The organism is Pseudomonas sp. S3_B08 (genome assembly GCF_054667725.1).
In genome coordinates this window covers 1,745,588-1,768,350 of record NZ_CP162750.1, presented here as the reverse complement: position 1 = coordinate 1,768,350, position 22,763 = coordinate 1,745,588, and the positions used below count along the sequence as shown (strand labels likewise).

The following is a 22,763-nucleotide window of genomic DNA, read 5'->3' as shown; positions in this document are numbered from 1 at the left end:
CAACACTTAACCAACTAATAAGCACGACGGAGAAACAACCATGAAACCTACAATGGCTCTCAAACCACTGGTTTTCGCACTCGCAGCAGTGATGGCAATGGCAGCACAGGCTGGCGGCCGTGGTGACAACAACGGTCATGGTAACGGGCACGGCAATGGTCACGGCCAGCCACAAGGTCCGAATCTTGAACAACTGCTGCAGATCACCGCAGGCGCCGGCGCCGCTGTACTTGACGCACAAAACAGCGACGGCAACGTGGTGAAAAACCAGGGCACCCTGAACAACGCCAATGCCAGCGACTCGCTCAACGGCTCCAACGGCAACATGGGTGCCAACGTGGCGGGCGGCGACGGCAACCAGCAGGACAACGCTGCTGCACTGGCCACCGCTGACGAAAGCTTCATCTTCGGCAATGCTGTTGCCGCCTCGAGCGCGACTCAGGTGAACACCAACAACTATGTGAAAAACTCTTCCACCTTCAACAACGCCAACCTCACCAATACTGGCAACAACGGTTCCGGCAACATCGGCATCAACGTGACCGCCGGCAACTTCAACCAACAGAAAAACAACCTCGCCATCGCCGTTTCCGGTGGTCGTGTAGCGCAGGCTGCCGCCTCTGCCAACCAGTCCTCGACTGGCCTGGTCGTGGAAAACAAAGGCGTGCAGGCTTACAAAACCGACACCCTTACCGGTACTTATGCAGCCGCTGGCGTGTTCAAAGCCAAAGGCACTGCGACCATCGAAGACGACAACGACCATGGTGGTTGGGGTAACCGTGGCGGCGGCCATGGCGGCAACGATGATCAGAAAGCCAAGTTCGAAGCCGTGGGTACTTTTGGCCTCGCTGGCGTCACCACCCAACAAGTGTTGACCAAAGATGGCTGGAAAACTCCTGTCGTCAACAACGCCAACATGACCAACTCGATGAACAACTTCTCCGGCAACGGCGGAGCCAACGTCTCGGCGGGTGTGGGCAACCAACAAAGCAACTCGCTGTCCATCGCCGCAGGTTGCAAAGCCTGCATGTAATCGCGATCGAAACGAAAGCCCCGGCAACGGGGCTTTTCCTCGGTTCCACAAGGCGTATTCGATCATGCGGACTCCTGCCCTCCTCGCTCTGCTTTGTCTGTGCGGCCTGACTCAGGCGGCCCAGATGCCCGTCGCTGCCCTGCCGGGTGGCGTGCTGGTCTACAAGGATGTGCAAAGCATTCGTGAGCGCAAGTTTGCCGACATCGTCGAACAGAAAACCGACTTCAGCTGCGGCGCTGCTGCACTGGCGACGGTCCTGCGCCAGGCCTATTGGCTCGACGTCGATGAGGAGCACATCATCAAAGGCATGCTGGTCAACGCTGACCAGGACCTGGTGCGAACCCAGGGTTTCTCCATGCTCGACATGAAGCGCTACGTAGAAAGCATCGGCATGCGTGCCCGTGGCTACCGGATCCCGCCCGAGAAACTCGAAGCGGTGACCATTCCGGTGGTGGTTCTGATGGACATTCGTGGTTACAAGCATTTCGTCGTCCTGCAGCGTTCGGACAAGGATTGGGTCTACATCGGTGACCCGGTTCTCGGCCACAAGCGCTACAAGCACGACGACTTTGTCAAAGGTTGGAACGGCATTGTCTTTGCCATCGTCGGCCCCGGTTACGACAAGGCCAACGCCTTGCGCAGCCCTCCCGTGCCGCTGACGGCGAAGAACTCGCTGGACAGTTTCAACCCGGTCAAAGATGCGGAATTGATGGATTTCGGGTTCATTCAGAGCGACTTCTTTTAATCGCCGAGTTAGAGAATGGGACTGGATGTCCCGGGAGCAGCAGATGAAAAGCTCATACTGGCTGGCCGCCGCCTGCCTGGCAGCGAGTGCGTCAGGTTTAGCCCATGCCGGATTCAAACCCATCGAAATCAAGGACCAGGAGCTCGCCGAGCTGCGCGGTCGGTACGTCATGCCGGGGCGGATCATCAGCTTCGGCATTGTCATGAGCAGCACCTGGCGCAACGCCAGCGGCGACTTGATTGGGGCCGCGACCTCGATGCAGATCCAGGCCGCAACCGTCAAACCGGAATTCTACGTCTCGACCATCAAGGAGTCGGGCAACGGCAGCGCCCTCACCGCAGGCACCGGCAGCGTAATCGGTGGCGCCGGCCTCAACAGCAGCCAGGGTGTGACGCAAAGCGTACGCGCCGCCGGCGATGGCAACACCGCCAACAACAACGTCGCGATCAACGTCAGCGAAGCCAGTCAGGCCCCGGCACTGGTGCCATCGCAAGGCCAGGCCCTTATCGCCGGACAAACCATTACTGGCAGCAACGGCGCCGGCAGTGTCGCGGTTTCAGCCAATGGCGGTGGCGTGCAAATGGCCATTCAGGCCAGCGGCAATCAAGGCACGGCACTGCAACAAGTCGCCCAGGGCGGGCTGCTGCAGAACACCCGATTGCTGGGCAGCGCCAACGTGGTCAACAACCTTACGCAACTCAACGTCGTACTGAACAATAACGGCAGAAGCGCCGGTGCACTGGATTGCAACCTGACCCAACTCGGGGCCCTACGCAATATCGGATATTGAACTACGCTGAGTCTCGATCATTGGGCTTAAAGGGACGGCTTATTCATGTATCGATCAGTATCACTGCGTGCCGCAGTGTGTTTGAGTACCCTTCTCCCGGCGGCAATGCTGCAAGCAGCACCCGACGCCGATGTAGAAGCCCTGAAACGGGAACTTCTGGAACTGAGACAACGATACGAACAACAACAACAAGCGCTGGCGGTACTTGAACAACGGGTCCGCCAGGTAGAAGAAACACCCGCGGCCCCACCGCCAAAACGACTGGCGAAATCGCCGTCCGACATGAAAGGCAATCGCGTCGCCGCCGGAGCCGCCACAGGCACCGGTGCGGCCGCTGCATCGGGAGGCGCCGCCGGGGGCAGTGGCGCTTCCTATGGCCAATCGCTGGCCGATGATTCACAACCGGCGCAGAGCGTTTCCAACCTGTATGACGAAGCCAGCGGTTTCTTTGGCGGCGGCAAGTTCAGCGTGGAAACCGGCCTGACCTATTCACGCTACGACACCCGTCAGTTGATCCTGAACGGGTTCCTCGCGCTGGATTCGATCTTTTTGGGCAACATCAACCTCGACCGGATCAAGGCCGACACCTGGACCCTGGACCTCACCGGCCGCTACAACTTCGATAACCGCTGGCAGTTCGACCTGAACGTGCCGGTGATCTATCGCGAGTCGACGTATCAATCCGGCGGCGGCAACGAGGGCGCGGCTGGCGTAACAACAGAAGAAACCGTCACCAAGGATCCAACCATCGGCGACGTCAACTTCGGTATCGCCTACAAGTTCCTCGACGAATCGGTCAACACCCCGGACGCCGTCGTCACCTTGCGCGTCAAGGCGCCGACCGGCAAAGACCCGTTCGGCATCAAACTGCGCCAGACCGACGCCAACTCCAACCTGTTCGTCCCCGACACCCTGCCCACCGGCAACGGCGTCTGGTCGATCACGCCGGGTATCTCGCTGGTCAAGACGTTTGACCCGGCGGTGCTGTTCGGCAGCCTCTCCTACACCCACAACCTCGAGGAGTCGTTCGACGACATCAGTTCCACGGTCAACCAGAAAAACCCGGGCAAGGTGCGCATCGGCGACAGCTTCCAGATCGGTGCCGGTATCGCCTTCGCGCTCAACGAGAAGATGAGTATGTCGTTCTCGGTCTCCGACCTGGTGCAACGCAAAAGCAAGCTGAAACAGGACGGCGGCGATTGGGAATCGGTGGTGTCCAGTGATGCCAACGCCGGTTACTTCAACGTCGGCATGACCATTGCGGCCACCGACAACCTGACGATCGTGCCGAACTTGTCGATCGGCATGACCGATGATGCGCCGGACTTCTCGTTCAGCCTGAAATTCCCGTATTACTTCTAAAAGCAAAAGATCGCAGCCTTCGGCAGCGCCTACAGTTCGTGTAGGCGCTGCCGAAGGCTGCGATCCTTTGATCTGTCGGCTTTTCGCTGCTGGTGCAACTCGCGACCACTTATCGGAAATACGTCCGCACCTGTCAGATCTGACAGGTGCGCCCTACCGCTGAATCCGCTTACATGACTCCAGCGCCTCGCACCTTGCAACAGGCCGTAACGGAGCATCGACATGAACCAGACGCCGGATGAAAACCGCATTCTCGCTCTGAATCCACCCTTTGTTTTGAAACAGGCCGTTTTGAAGGATGGGGGCTACGACGGTGGCATTTCGCTCGAGACCGTCGAAAATGATTTGCTGATCATCGTAGATCCGTGGGTAGGGATGGCGATGTATGACAACTGTAAAATGTATTTTGATGGCGTCGAAGTTGGGACAATTCCGGTCGATGAAAGCAACTTGAATAAGCGGCTCGAATTCAAAGTCCCCAAGGGTCAAGTCACCAATGGCGAAGCACTGATCGTTTACACCGTACAGCGCTTGGGTCAGGACCCGGTTAGCTCCGAGCCGGTACGGCGTGTGTGGGTCCAACTCACACAACCAGGTGGCACCGACAGCGACAGCGAAGAAGGCAACTCCGGCCTGATCTATACGCTTAGTCCGGATCCGTCCAATGGCGTGAATGAGGATTTGGCCCGGCGGGGAATCCGCATGAACATCGTACCCTATGAGAACATCGCCATCTTCGACACCCTTCGGTGCCGTTGGGGTGATCAGGTGGTGACGTACTACCCGGTCACCAGAGAGCAAATCGACGATCCGGTCAACCATCCGATCTTCGCTACCTTCACCGAGGACGTCATCAGGGCGCAAGGCAACGGCAACAATATCGAAGTGAGCTATCAGGTCGTCGACCGGGTGGGTAATCTGCCGGATCCGAAGGCACGGTGGGCGAAAATCACTTACGTCTCGGTGGATCTGAACAATCGCTTGCCGGCGCCGACGATCTGGGTCAACGGCCAGAACGTCACCACCATCGACCTGAAGGTACTGGGCACGAGCGACGCCGCTGCCCGGGTTTACTTCACAGGCCCCGACTACCAGGCTGGTGACAAGGTCGTCCTGACCTGGTCCGGCACGACGTCTGGAGGACAGCCCGTGACCGTCGGCCCGCTGGAAAAAACTGTCGACAGCGTGCCCGGCCATCACGACTTCCCGATCCCGAACGACAAGATCACAGCGATCGTCAACGGTTCGGCCAAGGTCGGCTTTCAGCTGCTGCGCGCCGGCGCACCTGCGCGCCCCTCCAATGACATTGTGATCGCGGTCACCGGCGAAGCCAGTCAGTTGAAACCGCCAACGGTTGTGCAGGCGCCCGATTACAGGCTGAACCCGAATCTGCATCAAAGCGGATTTACCGTGGTGTTTGACACTTCGACGTTTGGCGCCAATCACGAAGTGCAACTGGAAATCGCCGGCAGACCCGGCGCCGGCTCAGTGCCTCCCCAGCACAAGCCGGTGGCGGGACAGTCGAAAGTGCAATTCGATATCGATTCTTCTATCACCGGGGCAAATCTGCAGCGCAGTGTGGAATTGAAATACAACTTGATCGTCAATGGCCAGCCGACGCCTGTGCAGAGCGTGACGTTGTTGATTGGCGAGTTGCTGCAATCGAGCATGCCGATGCCGAAACTTGAGGGTTTTGATGGTGAGGTGCTGGATGTTGGAATGCTCAACGATGACACGAAGGTTTTGTGTGAGGCTTGGCCATTTCAGCAGGCGGGATTACCGATCTGGTTAAGGTATGTGGAGACGTTCACGAGTGGTGGAGAGCGCGTCAAGGAGCAGTTTGTCGGGGCGGCGCATGATCAGGTAGGGGGGCTTGATTATTTGGCTGAGGTGGAGTGGTTGCGCGGGTGTAAGGCTGATTCGAAGTTGGCTGTTGTATTGAAGGTGGGATTGCATGCGGGGGCGGTTGAGAGTGACGCGGTGGCGTGTCGGGTGAGGAGTTATGGGGTCAAGGCTGGGTTGGATGATTTGACTACGTTTGATGGCTATGACTGGAATCATTGGGCATTATCCAATTATCAGATACCATCAAAGATTACGCTTGCTGATAACGAGTATTTTTTAGAATCAATCAGTAACCCCTCGTACCATCCCAACACATGGCTTAGCAAGTGCTTTCAAGGGATCGAGACGGACTCTCCATTTGAATTCAGCCTTGATCACAGGTCTTCAACTCCATTAGACATTCGACTTTTTCAAAATGGCGTCGAAGAGCATTACGAACAGGTCGCTAAAAGCGAAATATGGCAGACCACAGTCGTACGCTTTTACTCTGCGAAGTCTTCTACGCCGGGAACTTTGATGCTGAGTTATTCTGCGTACAGCCCCACACACATTTTCTCTATCAAAAATCTACGACTGAGAAAACTATGATTAGTATTTAAAATTTTAATTATGAAGATTAAACCGTAACGCTCACCTAATCTGATGCTTATGCAACAACCGATAAAACGTAGGCCGCGAAACCCCTAAAACTTTCGCGGCCACACTCAAATTATCACTGTGCCGGTTCAACACATCACACAACGCCTGCCGTTCCGCCCGCGTCTTATAATCCTCCAGCGTGCCCATCGGCGTGGCGATGGAATGCTGACTGATCAACCCTAAATCCCGCGCCTCGATCTGGCGGCCTTCGGCCAACACCAACCCACGCCTGACCCGGTTAGCCAGCTCGCGCACATTGCCCGGCCAGTCGTGCTTGCCCATGGCAATCAGCGCGTCTTCGCTGAAGCTTCTTGGTCGGCGCCCGGTTTCATGGCTGTAGAAGTGCGAGAAATGGTTGGCCAGCATCGATAGATCGCCATGACGTTCACGCAACGGCGCGGTCACCACTTGCAGGACGTTCAGCCGGTAATAAAGGTCTTCACGAAAGCGCTTCTTCTCGATTGCTGCTTCCAGGTCAACGTGGGTTGCGGCCAACACGCGCACATCCACCGGTATCGGCTGACTGCCCCCTACCCGTTCAATATGCTTTTCCTGCAGAAAACGCAGGAGGTTGGCCTGCAATTCCAGCGGCAGGTCGCCGATTTCGTCGAGGAACAACGTGCCGCCATTGGCCGCTTCGATGCGTCCGACCTTGCGCTGGTGTGCGCCGGTGAACGCGCCCTTTTCGTGGCCAAACAATTCGGACTGAATCAAATGCTCTGGGATCGCCCCGCAGTTGATCGCTACGAACGGTTTGTTGTGGCGCTGGGATTGGCGGTGCAAGGTGCGCGCGACGAGTTCCTTGCCGGTGCCGCTTTCGCCGCGAATCAGCACGGGCGATTCGGTCGGGGCCAGTTTGCTAAGGAGTTTGCGCAGTTCGCGGATCGGTTTGCTGTCGCCGAGCAGTTCGTGCTCCGGCTGATCGACATGAATCGTACCCTGCCCGCGCAGGCGTGCCATGCCGAAGGCGCGGCCGAGGGTGACCTGTACGCGGGAAACGTCGAAGGGCAAGGTGTGGAAATCGAAAAACCATTCACAGACGAAGTCACCTACGTTCTGCAAGCGCAGGACTTCCTGATTGAGCACGGCGATCCACTCGGTGCCGCTGCGGCTGATCAGCTCTTTGACGGCTTCGGGTCGTTCCAGGTGGTAGGGCTGCAAACGCAGCAGGCCGACATCGCAGGCCCGGGATGCGGCGTTTTCCAGATTACAACTGTCGACATCCCAACCCACAGCGCGCAATCCGGGCAACAGGCGATAACAGTCGTCGCAGGGATCGACCACCAGTAAACGTCTCGATGCAGGCGCTTCGCTCATGACTGTTCCTTGGCGCCAAATTTGATAAATGATCGTAAAAACAGTCATTTGGCAGACCCGGTTGTAACACTAGCAAGATTTTGACGGGGGCTTGTACCGATTGCTTATAGGCTGGGTATTAAAAGAGTTATAAGAAAGTTGGTTGTTAGTTAGCTATCGACTATTTGCCGTGAATCAAAGAGCGGCCCCTCACCCTAGCCCTCTCCCGAGGGAGAGGGAACTGACCGAGGTGTTTACGCGAGGTCAGCCGATCTGAAAGACCGAGCCGAACTCGAGTTTGAAAGGCCCACAACTCGGCTCCCTCTCCTCGGGGAGTGGCTGGCGTGAGGGGTGAATTCAGCGCGGTGTTCGGACATGTGCAGGATTAACGAAACGAACTTACGTTATGTAAAGAATCTGAAATTTCTTTGTTTCACGTGTGACCCGCCCCCCGGTTGCGTGCATCAGTACAAGTAACCCGCCGCACGGTAAGCCCAACCGACGGCACATCATTTGATTGGGCGCCAATAGAGAGAAGACCCCATGACTGCCCCGCTGCGTATCAACGAAGCTCTTTTGATTGCCAACCACGCGTTCAAGCCTTTTCAATGCGTGGCCTGGGCGCCACAAGACGGCAATGGCGAACTGAGCCTGACCGTCGTCGACCGCACCAACTCCCACATCGGTCGCAAACAGATCCCGAGCAGCGCCTACTCTGACCCGGCGCAACTCGAACAACTGCTGCAGCAGGCCCGCGCTGAGCTCAGCGAAGACGGCCACACACTGCAATCGTGGTCGATGCCACACTGATTACCGAACAAGGGCGGATGACGTTAAAGTCATCCGCCCTTGTTGTATGCGTAGTCAAATAAGCAACGTACTTGCAGCGCAGTTTCATCCAAAGTACTTGGCTCGCTTGCGAGTGGTTCAACAAGACACTGTTCTGGCACAGTGCGACCGTCCTTCTGTTAGTTCCCCCAGTTGTACTTCTCGCGGTTCAGGGATTGAATGTTTCGCTCGTGCAGTCAGCCTCCCAACCACTGGGTATCGGCTCAGGCACAAGGAGACGCGTGCATGTCCACCCTGAGCCCTTACGCGCTGCCTACTGCATGGACCGCCCCCGGTTCGCTCGACCCGACATTCGCCATTGGCGGTGTTGCGCAGGTGTACTTTGCCGGCAGTTTGTCCAGCCAGACCCAACATGTCACGCTCGATGCACAGGGTCGGATTCTGGTCGCCGCCAAGGTCGGTACATCCAAGGGGAGTCGTTTTGGCCTCGCGCGGCTGCTGGCCGATGGTTCGGCGGATTTGTCGTTCGGCTTTCAGGGCAGCGTGATCGGCAGTTTCGTCGAGGGTTTCGAAGCCAAGGCCGGCAAGGTTCAGGTGTTAGCCGACGGCAAGATTCTGCTGGCCGGCCTGCATTATGAAAATACCCAACGCACCCTGCCCGCCCTCGCCCTGTTCGATGCCAACGGCCAGCCAGACCGATTCTTCGGCGATGACGGTTTCCAGGTGGTGCGACTGCCCGGCGAGCTGTCCATGGGCACCCGCGACAACTGGTTGCCGCCGGGCGTGCCGGGCGTCGAAGCCTGTGACTTTGTGGTGCAGGAAGACGGCCGTATTCTACTGATCGCCAACCATCATTTCAGCCTTGCCGACCACGCCGGCATATTGATCCGCCTGCAACCCGATGGATTTCTCGACGAATCATTCAACGGACGCGGATTTGTAGTGGTCCGCCACCTGCTGCTCAATACCTGGCTGAGCACGCTGTTGTTGAAGGAGGATGGGCGCATCGTCGTCGCAGGTTCCATCGACTTTCCTCAGCAAGGCCTGCTGGCGGTGTATCGGCCCGATGGCAGCCTGGACGAGCGCTTCGCCGTCGATGGCTTCATGGCCTTCAAGGCTCACGGCAACAGCGCTCAGGTCAGCCAGATTATTGAGTCCGACGACAGGCTTTATTGCTTCGGCAGCAGCCGCGATCCAATCCGCTGTTTGACGTTTGTCCTGCACGCCAACGGTCGACCGGACCTGCACTGTCATCATGGCCAGCCACAGGTGTTGGACATCGGCCCCAGCGGATGCCAATGGAACGCCGCCCAGCAAATGAGCGACGGCCGCATCGTCGCCGTGGGCGCGACCATCGGCGGAGTCGAAGCTGACTTCATGGTGGCGCGCTATCAACTCGATGGCAGCCTTGATCCAGCGTTCGGTGAGGGCCATGGCTGGTTGCGCACGCGACTGGGGCGAAGTCTCGATACCGCCAATTCACTGACCGTACATACTGACGGGGCGATTGTGGTAGGTGGCTATTCGCTGGATGGCAACTACCGGGCAATGGTTGCGCGTTATCTGAATCCATAGAGCATTCAACAGCCGACATGAGGATCGAGGTTATCGGCGACTTGATCTTCCCTGAAACATCCGGCAACTTTCGCGCTTCTAAATAAAAGGAGCAGCCGATGTCCGGTTCAATCGCCCAGGCGTTCGCGCACAACTTCCTCGGGCAATCGCCACGCTGGTACAAGGCGACCATCGTCGGTTTTCTCATTCTCAACGCCGTGGTGCTGTTCACCGTCGGGCCGGTCGCCGCAGGCTGGTTGCTGGTGATCGAATTCATCTTCACCCTGGCCATGGCCCTCAAGTGTTATCCGTTGATGCCTGGCGGCCTGCTGTTGATTGAAGCGTTGCTGTTGAAGATGACCACGCCGCAAGCGCTTTACGATGAGTTGCTGCACAACTTTCCGGTGATCCTGCTGCTGATGTTCATGGTTGCCGGCATCTACTTCATGAAAGATCTGCTGCTGTTTCTCTTCTCGCGGCTCCTGTTGGGCGTGCGCTCGAAAGCGATTCTGGCGCTGATGTTCTGCTTCTTGTCAGCGTTCCTCTCTGCGTTTCTGGATGCGCTGACCGTGACGGCGGTGATCATCAGTGCGGCTGTCGGCTTTTACTCGGTGTATCACCGCGTCGCGTCGGGCAATGATCCACGCAAGGACAGCGAATTCGCTGACGATCAGCATTTACCGTCGCGACACCATGAGGACTTGAATCAATTCCGCGCTTTCCTGCGCAGCCTGTTGATGCACGGAGCGGTCGGCACAGCGCTCGGTGGGGTTTGCACCTTGGTCGGTGAGCCGCAGAACCTGTTGATCGGCCATGAGATGGGCTGGCATTTCGGCGAGTTCTTCCAGAAGGTAGCCCCGGTGTCGCTGCCGGTACTGGCGGCGGGTCTGGTCACTTGCGTGCTGCTGGAGAAGCTGCGCTGGTTCGGATACGGCACGCTGCTGCCAGACAACGTCCGCGCCGTGTTGGCCAACTACGCCGCCGAGGACAACGCCAAACGCACGCCTCGTCAGACGGCGGCGCTGCTGGTGCAAGGGGCGGCGGCGCTTATCCTGATTGGATGCCTGGCGTTTCACTTGGCTGAAGTTGGCCTGATCGGGTTGATGGTAATCGTGTTGATCACCGCGTTTACCGGGATCACCGACGAGCATCGTCTGGGCAGCGCGTTCAAGGACGCCATGCCGTTTACTGCACTGCTGGTGGTGTTTTTTGCCGTGGTGGCGGTCATTCACGATCAGCATCTGTTCGTCCCACTGATCGAGTGGGTCTTGGCGCTGCCGATGGATCAACAGCCGGGCATGTTGTTCATCGCCAACGGCTTGCTCTCGGCGATCAGCGACAACGTATTCGTTGCGACCATTTACATTACCGAAGTGAAACAGGCTTTTCTCGCCGGGCACATGACTCGCGAGCACTTCGAGACATTGGCGATTGCGATCAATACCGGCACCAACCTGCCGAGCGTGGCGACCCCTAATGGTCAGGCAGCGTTTCTGTTCCTGCTGACCTCGGCGATTGCACCGCTGGTGCGTTTGTCGTACGGGCGCATGGTGTGGATGGCGGTGCCGTATACCGTGGTGATGGGACTGCTGGGCTGGTATGCGGTGAGCTATTGGCTCTAAGCAACACTGAATAAACCTGTGGGTTACCGGGGTTTGCACGCGCCGCGAAAACCTGTGGGAGCGAGCCTGCTCGCGAAGAGGTCGTGTCAGGCAACGAATCTGTTGAATGACACACCGCCTTCGCGAGCAGGCTCGCTCCCACATTGGTTTTGGTGTTGGGTCAGTGCGGGAGGATGTATTTTTCGATCGCCAGGACGACGCCGTCTTCAGTGTTTGGCGCTGTAACGACATCAGCCTGGTGCTTCACCGCCTCTTCCGCCTGGCCCATGGCAATCGAAAAGCCAGCGCATTTGAACATCGCCGGGTCGTTGCCGCCGTCGCCGATGACAGCGGTTTGCTCCAGCGGCACGCCGAGGTATTCGGCGATGGTCGTCAATGCCGTGCCTTTGTTGGCCTCAAGCGCCGTAACGTCGAGATACACCGGCTGCGAGCGCGACACTTGCGCCATGCCGTTGACCTTGGGCAACAACTGCGCCTCCAGCTCAATCAGCAACTCAGTGTTGTTGCTGGTAGCGACGATCTTGTCGATGCGCTCCAGATACGGTTCAAAACTCTCGACCACCACCGGCGGATAGCCGAGGCCACTCTGTTCACGTGGGACCATCGGCCCGTGCGGGTCCTTGAGCAGCCAGTCGCCACCGCTGAACACCCAGATTTCCACCTCCGGTTGATCGGCAAACTGCGCCAGAGCAATCAGCGCGGTCGTCGCCGGCAAATAATGCGCGGCCAACAGCGTGCCGTCCGCTTTGACGATGGTGCCGCCATTGAACGCCGCTGTCGGCAGATCAACGCCTAGCGCCTCGATCTGCTGCAACATGGCTTTCGGCGGACGGCCGCTGGCGAGGCTGAACAGCACGCCGGCATCGCGCAGCGAGCGCACGGCGTCGATGGTGCGTTGGTTCAGCGTGTGATCCGGCAGCAACAGCGTGCCGTCCATGTCGCTGAGCAGAAAACGTATGGGTTGTTTCGGCAAATCACTCATCCGAGACCATGCCAGACGCGACCATCGCGAGTCAGGAGATCTTCGGCTGCTTGCGGGCCATCTTCGCCGGCCGCATACGTCTCGACGCTCGCATCCTGCTGCCAGGCATCAAGGAAAGGCTGCACGGCTCGCCAACCGTTCTCGATGTTGTCGGCACGCTGGAACAGCGTCTGATCACCGGTCAGGCAGTCGTAGATCAAGGTTTCGTAGCCGGTGGAAGGCTGCATCTCGAAGAAATCCTTATACGCAAAACCCAGTTCGATATTGGCCATGTTCAGCGCCGGCCCCGGGCGCTTGGCCAGCAAGTCGAACCACATGCCTTCGTTTGGCTGGATCTGGATGCGCAGGTAAGTCGGCTGCAACTCGTCGACTTCGGTGTCGCGGAACTGCGCGTACGGCGCCGGTTTGAAGCAGATGACGATCTCTGTGTCGCGCACGCTCATGCGCTTGCCGGTGCGCAGATAGAACGGCACGCCGACCCAGCGCCAGTTATCGATCATCACCTTGAGCGCTACGTAGGTTTCCGTGGTGCTGTCGGGCGACACGTTGGCTTCTTCGCGATAACCCTTCAATGGCTGGCCATCGCGCTCGCCGGCGCTGTACTGGCCGCGCACCGAGTTGGCCCGGGCCTCCTCTGTCGACCAGGGACGAATCGCCCCGACCACTTTGGCTTTCTCGCCGCGCACCGCGTCAGCGCCGAAAGCAGCGGGAGGTTCCATGGCGACCATGGCCAACAGCTGGAACAGGTGATTGGGCACCATGTCGCGCAGTGCGCCGGTGTGTTCGTAAAAGCTGCCACGGGTTTCCACACCGACGGTTTCCGCCGCGGTGATCTGCACGTGGTCGATGTAATGATTGTTCCAGAACGCTTCGAACAGGCTGTTGGAGAACCGGCTGACCAGGATGTTCTGCACGGTTTCCTTGCCCAGGTAATGGTCGATCCGGTAGATCTGCTTCTCGCTCATGACCTTGAGCAGGCAAGCGTTCAGGGATTCGGCGGTGTGCAGGTCGGAGCCGAACGGCTTCTCGATCACCACTCTTCTGAACGCTTCGGGGGTTTCTTCAAGCAAACCGGCGCTGCCGAGGCGGCGCACTACTTCGCTGAAGAAACGCGGCGCGGTGGCCAGGTAGAACACCGCATTGCCGGTACCGCTGTCGGCGATTTTCGCCGCCAGCGCTGAATAGGTGTTGTCGTCCAGGAAATCGCCCTGGACGTAGCTGATGCCTTTGGCGAGCTTGGCCCACAAGACCGGATCAAGCATCTGATCGCCCTTGCCGACCTTCGCCGCCACTTCGGTACGGATGAAGTCTTCGAGCTTCTGCGCAAAGGCTTCATCGGTAATGGCGTTGTGATCAACGCCGACGATCCGCAGATTGTCGTCGAGCAGGCCGTCGCGACTGAGGTTGTACAGCGCCGGCATGAGCAGGCGCTTGACCAGGTCGCCGTGGGCACCGAACAGGAACAGCGTGGTCGGTGGTGCGGGTTCTGCCTTGGATTTTCTGCGGATCGTACGGGTCATTTTTTCGCGGTCTCCACGTGGCCGCCGAAGCCGAAGCGTTGTGCCGACAGGATCTTGTCACCGAAGGTGCCCTGCCCGCGCGAGCGGTAACGGGAGAACAGCGAGTTGGACAGCACCGGTACTGGCACTGCTTGCTCCATGGCCGCTTCGATGGTCCATTGGCCTTCGCCGCTGTCAGCCACGGAACCGGAGAAACCGTCGAGCTTCGGATCGCTGGCCAGTGCGTCGGCAGTCAGGTCAAGCAACCACGACGACACCACGCTGCCACGACGCCAGACTTCAGCGATATCGGCCACGTTCAGATCAAATCGCTGATCTTCCGGCAGGCGTTCGCTGGATTTGGTCTTGAGAATATCGAAGCCCTCGGCGAACGCGGCCATCATGCCGTACTCGATGCCGTTGTGAATCATCTTCACGAAGTGCCCGGCGCCGGCGGGACCGGCGTGGATGTAACCGTGCTCGGCACGGTGGTCATCGGACTTGCGATCCTTGGTGCGCGGAATGTCGCCCATGCCCGGCGCCAGTGCGGCGAACAGCGGATCGAGACGCTGCACGGTTTCGGCATCGCCACCGATCATCATGCAATAACCGCGTTCCAGGCCCCAGACGCCGCCGGAGGTGCCGACGTCGATGTAGTGCAGGCCCTTGTCGTTCAGGGTTTTGGCCCGGCGAATGTCATCCTTGTAGTTGGTGTTGCCGCCGTCGATGATGGTATCGCCGGGTTCGAGCAGTTCGCTCAGGGTGTTGATGGTGTCTTCGGTCGGCGCGCCAGCCGGCAGCATGACCCAGACAGCACGCGGCTTGTCGAGGCCGGCAACCAGTGCTGGCAAGTCGGCGACGCCGGTGGAGCCCTCGGCGACCAGGTTATCGATGAAAGCGGTATTGCGGTCGTAAACAACGGTGGTGTGCCCGTTGAGCATCAGACGTCGCGCAATATTGCCGCCCATGCGGCCCAGTCCAATAATCCCGAGTTGCATGTGCTGATGCTCCTTACTACAAATAAATGTGTGTCATTGGTTATAGCCCAACGCGACTGATGGAGGTTAGTCCAGAGCGTTGCGATGAAGTTTCCGGGCATTGTGCCCGATCCAGAGTGATAACGCCCCGAATCCTGCCGAAGACACACCGACCATGAAAAATAAAAAAGTTCCCTTCCAGGGCAAAAGAAATCAAAATTGGCGCCGATAGTAAGTCAAGCGCCTCAAAACGAGGAGTGACTTACAGTTGATGCACGCCATTTGCGAGGTGAGCAATGGGCACAGTACATACAGCAATGCCGCCACAAACCCTCTACGTTACGATCCGTCGCGATGAATTGCGCCAGTTGAAAGACGAGCGCGACCAGTTGAAGCACGAATTGGCGCAATTGCGCGCACTGACCCAGGGCTCGCAGCCGCAACCTCGTCCGGTTGTGCAGCGCGCACCCCACGCCTGATCCCCGCCTGCTTCGGGAACGGCCCTCGTCGTTCCCGACACGTTGCACCCCTGACCGCTTGATACACACCAACAGCGGCGCTTAACAAATCTTTCACAAGCCCTTGGGGATACTTCGCCCCATTCTGGCCGTGCCTGCGTGTACGGCCTCTGTTCGTCGGTGTCATGGAAGCGTTTCCGGCGTGGGTCTGATGATTGAGCTGGAGCGCTGAATGGCATTGTTCAAACGCAGCAAAACGACTGCGACCGGTTTCGACTGGGCCGGATTCATCTGGTTGTTCGTCTTCTTCTGGTACTTCTCGGGCATCACTCAACTGCTGATCCAGCTGACCGGCACGTCTGGTTTCACGGGATTCCGTCAGGCATTCGTGATGAGCGCACTGTGGCTGGCGCCGATGTTGCTGTTCCCCAAACAGACGCGTCTGCTTGCGGCAATCATCGGTGTGGTGCTGTGGGCTTGCTCGATGGCCAGCCTGGGTTACTTCTTCATTTATCAGCAGGAATTCTCGCAGAGCGTCATCTTCATCATGTTCGAGTCGAACGTGTCGGAAGCCGGCGAGTACATGACGCAGTATTTCGCCTGGTGGATGATCCCGGCGTTCCTCGCCCATACCGCGTTCGCCTACTTTCTGTGGACGCGCCTGCGCCCGGTGTACATGCCCCGTGGTCGCGCACTGGTTGCAGCCACCGCAATCGTGATCGCCGTCGCCGGCTACCCGCTGATCAAACAAACCATGCGCATGGGCAATTTCGCCGAAGGCTTCGAGAAATTCGAAACCCGCATCGAGCCCGCCGTGCCGTGGCAGATGGCCGTGGCGTATCACCGCTATCTGGAAACGCTGGGGGACATGCAAGGCATGCTCGACAGTGCCAGCAAGATCCCGCCGCTGAAAAACCTCAAGGACGCCTCGGCCGGGCAACCGGCGACCCTGGTGCTGGTCATCGGTGAATCGACCAACCGTCAGCGCATGAGCCTCTACGGTTATCCGCGCAACACCACGCCGGAACTGGACAAACTCAAGGATCAATTGGCGATCTTCGACAACGTCATCACCCCGCGCCCGTACACCATCGAAGCGCTGCAGCAAGTGCTGACCTTCGCTGACGAGCAGAACCCCGACCTGTACCTGTCGACGCCATCGCTGGTCAGCGTGATGAAACAGGCCGGTTACAAGACGTTCTGGATCACCAACCAGCAGACCATGACCAAGCGCAACACCATGCTCACGACCTTCTCCGAACAGGCCGACGAGCAGGTGTACCTGAACAACAATCGCAACCAGAACTCGGCGCAGTACGATGGCGACGTCATCGAGCCGTTCAACAAGGCGCTGGCCGATGCGGCGCCGCGCAAGCTGATCGTCGTGCACCTGCTCGGCACGCACATGAGCTACCAGTACCGATATCCGCCGACGTTCGACAAGTTCAAGGATCGCCAGGGCGTTCCGGCTGGCGTGCGTGACGATCAGGTGCCGACCTACAACAGCTACGACAACGCGGTGCTGTACAACGACTTCGTGGTCTCAAGCCTGATCAAGGACTACGCCAAGACCGACCCGAATGGCTTCCTGCTGTACCTGTCCGACCACGGTGAAGATGTCTTCGACTCCGCCGGTCACGGCACGCTGGGCCGCAACGAAAACAAACCGACCGCGCCGATGTACACCATCCCGTTCATGGCCTGGGCCTCGCCGAAGTGGAAGGAAAACCACGACTGGAACTTCGCCGGCGACCTCAGCCGCCCGTACAGCAGCTCGCAACTCATTCACACCTGGGCGGATCTGGCCGGGTTGAGTTCCGATGAACTGGATCGCAGCAAAAGCCTGGTCAGCGACAGCTTTGTACCGCGCAAGCTGTTGATTGGCGACCCGTACCAGGCGCCGAGGCGCGCGTTGATTGACTTCAGTTTGATGAAGCCCAAACACCCTGCTCCGGCGGAAGTCGCGCAGAAGTAAAACGACAAAGGGCCGAGAAGGCCCTTTTTTGTGCCCATCGGCCGCAGTGTTTCTGTAATACGCCGCAATATTTGCGCTGAACCAGCGTTAACCCATTGTTAATGGCCGCGCCGCAGACTTTCTTTCGCGGTCTGCTTCACGGACGAACCGACTCCCACTTGTTCAGTAGGAGGCACCATGAAAACCACTACCTTCATTCTCACCACCCTGCTCGCCCTCGGCTCCACCAGCGCCTTCGCTGAAGGCGGTGCCGAACGCATGCGTTATTACTACGACAATTTCCCGGTCCAGCACGCGCAAAGCGAGCAGAAGACCGACGCCAGCGCGAAAGAAATCCGCGTCCCTGCTGACCAGACGGCGCAGGTGACCGAGTCTTATCGCGACTGAGCATTACCGAGCAACCGATGGACCTTCCGTGGCTCCGGTCTGGCCCGGGAGATGACAGTTCAGGCGCCCTGATCGGGGCGCCTTTTTTTATGTTGGTGATTGGCGGTGAGGAGCCTTCAGGCCTGCAAATCCTTTATCCAGAACAGCATCCGCCCGTGATCTGGATTGAACATCCCCGGTGCAAAGCCGAATTTGCGATATGAACCCTGCGCCACCGCATTGCCTTCCAGCACTTCCAGGGTGATCTTGCAGCAGCCACGCTGACGAGCGATTTCTTCAACTTTCTGCAGCATTTTCTGACTGAGCCCCAGGCCGCGAAATTTGCCGACCACGGCGACGTCGTGAACGTTGACCAGCGGTTTGCAGGCGAAAGTGGAGAACCCTTCAAAACAGTTGACCAGCCCGGCCGGTTCGCCGCCGACGAAGGCCAGCACACTGAAGGCATGCGGGCGGCGGGCGAGTTCTTCGGGCAGGCGTTGCAGCAGTTCGGGCGCGATCGGATGACCGCCGCCCATGGGATCTTCGGCGTAGTGGTTGAGCACGATGCCGATGGCTTCGGCGTGCACCGGGTTGCTGTAGCTGGCCTGAAGTACGAGTATTTCTGCGGAATCCATTTCCATCCCCGATAAGCAAAAAGCCCCGGCGCGCAAGGTGCTAGCTGAAAGGCCTGGGGGGGACCTTAGCTTGGGTGCGCCGGAGAGGGCAACTTGAAAAGCTGAAGATCAAAAGATCGCAGCCTCGTTGCACTCGTCAGCTCCTACGGTCCGATATGTGTAGGAGCTGACGAGTGCAACGAGGCTGCGATCTTTTGCGGTCAGTGGCCCCAGATCAGCTCTTCGGTCCAGCCCAGTTCGGCGAAATCTTCGGCACGCAATGCGCTTTCGCCGACACAGAAAAATTCATCCAGTTGCGGTGGCTTGACCGCCGTGCCGCTGAGCATGGCGTGCACCTGGCCACGATGATGGAGCTGGTGCTCGAACAGGTGCGAGAGCATGCGCAGGCGGCTGTCATGTTGCGGCATGTCACGGGCGATGGTGACGATTCTCGACAGGTCGGCATCGCGCAGTTGCTCGCAATAGGCGATCAGGCGGCGATCAACGCGGGCCTGTTCTGCACGCAGCGCCGCAGCCTCGGTAAACGGCTCGTCTGCATTGAAGAAAACATAGCAATCAGGGTGTGGCTCGTCACCGCGCAATTCCCGCTCCAGCGCGTCGACGTAGAACCAGTCGCAAGTGAGGATGTGGTTGAGCGTGAGGCGGATGCTGGGGAAGAAGCTCCCCCGTGGCGCCGCCAGTTCAGTGGTGTCGAGCTGGCTCCAGGCCTTTGCCAGGCGGTGATTGGCCCAGGCATTCTGATAGGCCATGGTCAGCAAATGATGGGACAGCGGTTGACTCATGTCGGCGCCCTCTTCTTTCAGGCTTCAGCGAAGCGCTGCAATTGCATCTCCTGCAAACGGCTGAGGGTGCGGCGGAACGGGAATTCCAGGTAGCCCTCGGTGTACAGCGCGTCCATCGGTACGCTTGCCTCGACGTACAGCGGCACCTTGCGGTCGTAGCATTCGTCGACCAGCGCGATAAAGCGGCGAACGCCATCGTCATGCACCGATAACTGCGGCAATTCCCGGTCACCGGCGACCACGCGCTCAGCGCCATCTTCGGTGCCCCGCGCAATGCGCCCTTCGCGTTTTTGTGCGCTGAGGTTCGGCACTTCGCTCAACAGAATAGCCCGGTAGCGATCACACAGGGCAATGAAGTCCATGGCGGCGAAAGGTTGTTCGCACAGACCGCTGTAGCGGCACCACAGCACCGATTCGCTGGCTTGCACGACGTTGAGCGTGCGATGGCCCACGGCGACTGGCTCATCGCTGACAGTCTCATCTGCAGCCAGCGACTTGAACACGGCACCCAGTGCGCTCGGTGAATCGGCTTCATTGACAAAATAGCGCTGCTCAATCGCTCCGGGATGCAAGCGATGATCCTCGGCGCCATTCACCGCCACCACTGTCATGTGTGCCTTGATAGCCGCAATCGCCGGCGTGAAACGGTCGCGATTGAAGCCGTCCGCGTACAGATCATCAGGCGGCAGGTTGGACGTGCAGACCACCACTACGCCTTCCTCGAACATTACCTGAAACAGCCGGCCGAGAATGATCGCGTCGCCGATGTCATTGACGAACAGTTCATCGAAACACAGCACCCGCACTTCGCAGGCCAGCTCTTTGGCCAAAGCGCGCAACGGATCGGCGATGCCACTGAGTTGAAACGATCGCTGATGAACCCAGCCCATGAAGTGATGAAAGTGTTGACGCCGCGCCGGCACGCGCAGGCTCTGGTAGAACTGATCCATCAACCAGGTCTTGCCACGCCCGACCGGCCCCCACAGGTACACGCCGTCGACCGAGCGGGCGCCGGCGTGCAAGGCTTCATGGCATTTTTGCAAGGCCCAGACCGCGTGTTCCTGGGCTTCATCCTGAATGAAACCCTTGTGGTCGACCGCGTATTGCCAGGCACTGAGGGGAGAGTCGAAAGTCATGCGCGGGAGTATGCCACGGGCGATTGGCCATTGCTGATTAACGGGCGTGGACGATCATTGTGGGAGCGAGCCTGCTCGCGAAGGCGGCTCGTCAGTCACCGAGATGCAGACTGAGCCACCGCTTTCGCGAGCAAGCTCGCTCCCACATAGGCAGTAAAACCTGACCTTTCAGGCAGTTATTGCTCGTTGCCCTCGCCGCCCTCTTCCGGCATTCTGCGCACCCATTTTCTGACCCGGCCCCGCCTTGCGGCGCGCACATCACCATGACCGCCTCTGACAAAACCCCGCGCAACAACGACCTGATCTACGGCCTCAACGACCGTCCGCACCTGACCGCCACGGTGTTCGCCGCGTTGCAGCACGTGCTGGCCAGTTTCGTCGGCATCATCACCCCGACCCTGATCATGGGTGGCGCCCTCGGTCTGCACAGTGAAATCCCCTACCTGATCAGCATGGCGCTGTTCGTCTCCGGCCTTGGCACCTTTGTCCAGGCCAAGCGCTTCGGTCCGGTCGGTTCCGGTCTGCTGTGTCTGCAAGGCACCAGTTTTTCCTTTATCAGTGTGATCCTCAGCGCCGGGTTCATGGTCAAGGCGCGCGGCGGTGGCACTGACGAAATCCTCTCGACGATCTTCGGCGTGTGCTTCTTCGCTGCGTTCATTGAAGTGGTGCTCAGCCAGTTCATCGGCAAGCTGCGCATGCTGATCACCCCGGTAGTCACCGGCACGATCATCACGCTGATGGGTCTGTCGCTGATCAAAGTGGCGATGACCGACATCGCCGGCGGCTTCGGCGCGCCTGACTTGGGCGCAGCCAGTCACGTATTTCTGGCGGCGCTGGTGATCGGTACCATCGTAGTGCTGAACCGTGTCGACGTGCCGTTTCTGCGCCTGGGCGCGATCGTCATCGGCCTGACCCTTGGCTACGTGGTGGCCTGGCTGATGGGCACGGTGGATTTCGCTTCGATGCCCGAAGTGCCGCTGGTCAGCGTGCCGGTGCCGTTCAAGTACGGCTTCAACTTCGATTGGGTGGCATTCGTGCCGGTGGCGGTGATTTTCCTCGTGTCGCCGCTGGAAGCGGCCGGTGACCTGACCGCCAACTCGATGATCTCCCGGCAACCGGTGAAAGGCCCGTTGTACATCCGCCGGATCAAATCCGGCCTGCTCGCCGATGGTCTCAACTCGGCCATGGCGGCAGTGTTCAACAGCATGCCGATGGTGACGTTTGCGCAGAACAACGGTGTGATCCAGTTAACCGGCGTGGCCAGCCGCTACGTGGCGTTTTTCATCGCCGGGCTGCTGGTGTTGCTCGGTTTGTTCCCGATGATCGGCGCAGTGCTGCAACTGATGCCGAAACCGGTGCTGGGCGGCGCTGAGCTGGTGATGTTCGGTACCGTCGCCGTGGCCGGGATCAAGATCCTCGCCGAGGCCGGCCTGCATCGACGCAACATGCTGATCGTGGCGATCTCGCTGGGCATGGGCCTGGGCATCGCGGCGGTGCCGGAAGTCCTGCGCGAACTGCCGCAAGCGCTGCGCAACATCTTCGAATCGCCAATCACTGTCGGTGCGTTGTGCGCTATCGTGCTGAACATCTTCCTGCCGGAAGAATTCATCGAGCTGGAAGAAGATGATTTCGACCCGGAAGCTTCGATTCTGCAGGTCATGGAAAACCCCGACGTCGCCGCCAAAGGTGAACCCGGCCAAGCGGCGGCTGTCGCACAGTTGAACCGCTGACGTCACGCCTCGAAAAAAAGGGCTGCACCGGCGACGGTTCAGCCCTTTTTTTGTCGAGAGATTTTTATGCGCCGCGTCCACGCCGTCATCCTGTCGCTTGTGCTGTTGTCGCTCAGCGCCTGCGCGCTGTTTCCCAACCGCGATCCGGTGAACATCAACGTGGTCGGCCTCGAACCGTTACCCAGCCAGGAACTGGAAGTACGCTTCGCGATCAAGCTGCGCGTACAGAACCCCAATGAAACGGCGATCGATTACAACGGCATCGCCCTGGATCTGGAGGTCAATGGTCATTCGCTGGCGTCCGGTGTGAGCGATCAGAGCGGCTCGATCCCGCGTTTCTCTGAAGCCATTGTCACGGTGCCGGTCAGCGTCTCGGCGTTCTCGGTGCTGCGCCAGACGCTGGGCCTGAGCCAGACGCAAAGCCTCGATAATCTGCCCTACGTGCTGCGCGGCAAACTGGCGGGCGGGTTGTTTGGCACGATGCGCTTTACCGACAGCGGCAAGTTGAGCCTGCCCAAGGCGAGTGCGGCGACCTGGTAAAAGTTTTC

At 58.9% G+C, this 22,763-nt stretch carries 20 protein-coding genes; 13 read left to right on the top strand and 7 right to left on the bottom strand.

Annotated elements, in window-relative coordinates; translation table 11 throughout:
* The first annotated feature begins 40 nt into the window (after positions 1-40).
* From AB4N73_RS08135 to AB4N73_RS08115, 5 genes are all read left to right on the top strand, one after another.
* Positions 41-1,033, top strand: coding sequence for a heme utilization protein (locus AB4N73_RS08135; protein WP_150635355.1), 993 nt, complete (start codon positions 41-43; stop codon positions 1,031-1,033).
* A 64-nt stretch (positions 1,034-1,097) separates the two neighbouring features.
* Complete coding sequence (locus tag AB4N73_RS08130) at positions 1,098-1,778, top strand: C39 family peptidase (RefSeq protein ID WP_024012915.1); 681 nt, start codon at positions 1,098-1,100, stop codon at positions 1,776-1,778.
* 43 nt (positions 1,779-1,821) lie between these two features.
* Positions 1,822-2,568: a hypothetical protein gene (locus AB4N73_RS08125; protein ID WP_041479693.1), complete on the top strand. Its 747-nt coding sequence runs from the start codon at positions 1,822-1,824 to the stop codon at positions 2,566-2,568.
* Positions 2,569-2,613: 45 nt separating this feature from the next.
* On the top strand, positions 2,614-3,930 hold the full coding sequence (locus AB4N73_RS08120; RefSeq protein WP_056785917.1) for a hypothetical protein: 1,317 nt from the start codon (positions 2,614-2,616) through the stop codon (positions 3,928-3,930).
* 222 nt (positions 3,931-4,152) lie between these two features.
* Entirely contained in the window at positions 4,153-6,363 is a 2,211-nt protein-coding gene (locus AB4N73_RS08115) for a hypothetical protein (protein ID WP_256809782.1), read from the top strand.
* A gap of 42 nt (positions 6,364-6,405) precedes the next feature.
* On the opposite strand, the gene AB4N73_RS08110 is transcribed toward AB4N73_RS08115, so the two are convergent.
* Entirely contained in the window at positions 6,406-7,731 is a 1,326-nt protein-coding gene (locus tag AB4N73_RS08110) for a sigma-54 dependent transcriptional regulator (RefSeq protein WP_041479695.1), read from the bottom strand.
* Positions 7,732-8,253: 522 nt separating this feature from the next.
* On the opposite strand from AB4N73_RS08110, the gene AB4N73_RS08105 reads away from it, so the two are divergent.
* From AB4N73_RS08105 to nhaB, 3 genes are all read left to right on the top strand, one after another.
* Positions 8,254-8,520 carry a hypothetical protein gene (locus AB4N73_RS08105; RefSeq protein WP_095179983.1) on the top strand — a complete coding sequence of 89 codons (267 nt, stop codon included), beginning with the start codon at positions 8,254-8,256 and terminating at the stop codon, positions 8,518-8,520.
* A 264-nt stretch (positions 8,521-8,784) separates the two neighbouring features.
* Entirely contained in the window at positions 8,785-10,074 is a 1,290-nt protein-coding gene (locus tag AB4N73_RS08100; RefSeq protein ID WP_256809781.1) for an NHL repeat-containing protein, read from the top strand.
* A 98-nt stretch (positions 10,075-10,172) separates the two neighbouring features.
* Positions 10,173-11,675 carry a sodium/proton antiporter NhaB gene (nhaB, locus tag AB4N73_RS08095; protein ID WP_056785902.1) on the top strand — a complete coding sequence of 501 codons (1,503 nt, stop codon included), beginning with the start codon at positions 10,173-10,175 and terminating at the stop codon, positions 11,673-11,675.
* Positions 11,676-11,835: 160 nt separating this feature from the next.
* On the opposite strand, the gene AB4N73_RS08090 is transcribed toward nhaB, so the two are convergent.
* From AB4N73_RS08090 to gnd, 3 genes are read right to left on the bottom strand one after another with little or no spacing between them, the layout of a single operon-like run.
* Entirely contained in the window at positions 11,836-12,657 is an 822-nt protein-coding gene (locus AB4N73_RS08090; protein ID WP_256809780.1) for an HAD family hydrolase, read from the bottom strand.
* Positions 12,654-14,177, bottom strand: a complete 1,524-nt coding sequence (gene zwf / locus AB4N73_RS08085) for a glucose-6-phosphate dehydrogenase (RefSeq protein ID WP_256809779.1) — start codon at positions 14,175-14,177, stop codon at positions 12,654-12,656. The genes AB4N73_RS08090 and zwf overlap by 4 nt, the downstream gene beginning before the upstream one ends.
* A complete protein-coding gene (gene gnd / locus AB4N73_RS08080; protein ID WP_095179978.1) occupies positions 14,174-15,154 on the bottom strand; it encodes a phosphogluconate dehydrogenase (NAD(+)-dependent, decarboxylating) in 981 nt (326 codons plus the stop codon). Before gnd ends, zwf begins: the two co-directional genes overlap by 4 nt.
* 275 nt (positions 15,155-15,429) lie before the next feature.
* Between gnd and AB4N73_RS08075 the strand changes: the two genes are divergently transcribed.
* The 3 genes from AB4N73_RS08075 to AB4N73_RS08065 all read left to right on the top strand — a co-directional run bounded on the left by AB4N73_RS08075 (position 15,430) and on the right by AB4N73_RS08065 (position 17,953).
* A complete protein-coding gene (locus AB4N73_RS08075) occupies positions 15,430-15,612 on the top strand; it encodes a DUF6026 family protein (RefSeq protein WP_016774671.1) in 183 nt (60 codons plus the stop codon).
* 211 nt (positions 15,613-15,823) lie between these two features.
* Positions 15,824-17,566 carry a phosphoethanolamine transferase CptA gene (locus AB4N73_RS08070; protein ID WP_256809778.1) on the top strand — a complete coding sequence of 581 codons (1,743 nt, stop codon included), beginning with the start codon at positions 15,824-15,826 and terminating at the stop codon, positions 17,564-17,566.
* A 177-nt stretch (positions 17,567-17,743) separates the two neighbouring features.
* Positions 17,744-17,953, top strand: coding sequence for a hypothetical protein (locus tag AB4N73_RS08065; RefSeq protein WP_071172389.1), 210 nt, complete (start codon positions 17,744-17,746; stop codon positions 17,951-17,953).
* A 116-nt stretch (positions 17,954-18,069) separates the two neighbouring features.
* Here the strand turns inward: AB4N73_RS08065 and AB4N73_RS08060 are convergent, their stop codons facing one another.
* From AB4N73_RS08060 to zapE, 3 genes are all read right to left on the bottom strand, one after another.
* The gene (locus AB4N73_RS08060; RefSeq protein ID WP_024012903.1) at positions 18,070-18,567 is read right to left on the bottom strand and encodes a GNAT family N-acetyltransferase; all 498 of its coding nucleotides are present in this window, start codon (positions 18,565-18,567) and stop codon (positions 18,070-18,072) included.
* Positions 18,568-18,767: 200 nt separating this feature from the next.
* Complete coding sequence (locus AB4N73_RS08055) at positions 18,768-19,349, bottom strand: DinB family protein (protein ID WP_460143222.1); 582 nt, start codon at positions 19,347-19,349, stop codon at positions 18,768-18,770.
* A 17-nt stretch (positions 19,350-19,366) separates the two neighbouring features.
* Positions 19,367-20,485 (bottom strand): cell division protein ZapE, encoded by a 1,119-nt coding sequence (gene zapE / locus AB4N73_RS08050; RefSeq protein WP_258708178.1) that lies wholly within the window; start codon positions 20,483-20,485, stop codon positions 19,367-19,369.
* 263 nt (positions 20,486-20,748) lie between these two features.
* Between zapE and AB4N73_RS08045 the strand changes: the two genes are divergently transcribed.
* Together AB4N73_RS08045 and AB4N73_RS08040 are read left to right on the top strand one after the other, a co-directional pair.
* Positions 20,749-22,215 (top strand): nucleobase:cation symporter-2 family protein, encoded by a 1,467-nt coding sequence (locus AB4N73_RS08045; RefSeq protein ID WP_016774665.1) that lies wholly within the window; start codon positions 20,749-20,751, stop codon positions 22,213-22,215.
* Between the two features lie 66 nt (positions 22,216-22,281).
* Entirely contained in the window at positions 22,282-22,755 is a 474-nt protein-coding gene (locus AB4N73_RS08040; RefSeq protein WP_056785875.1) for an LEA/WHy family protein, read from the top strand.
* Positions 22,756-22,763: the final 8 nt, after the last annotated feature.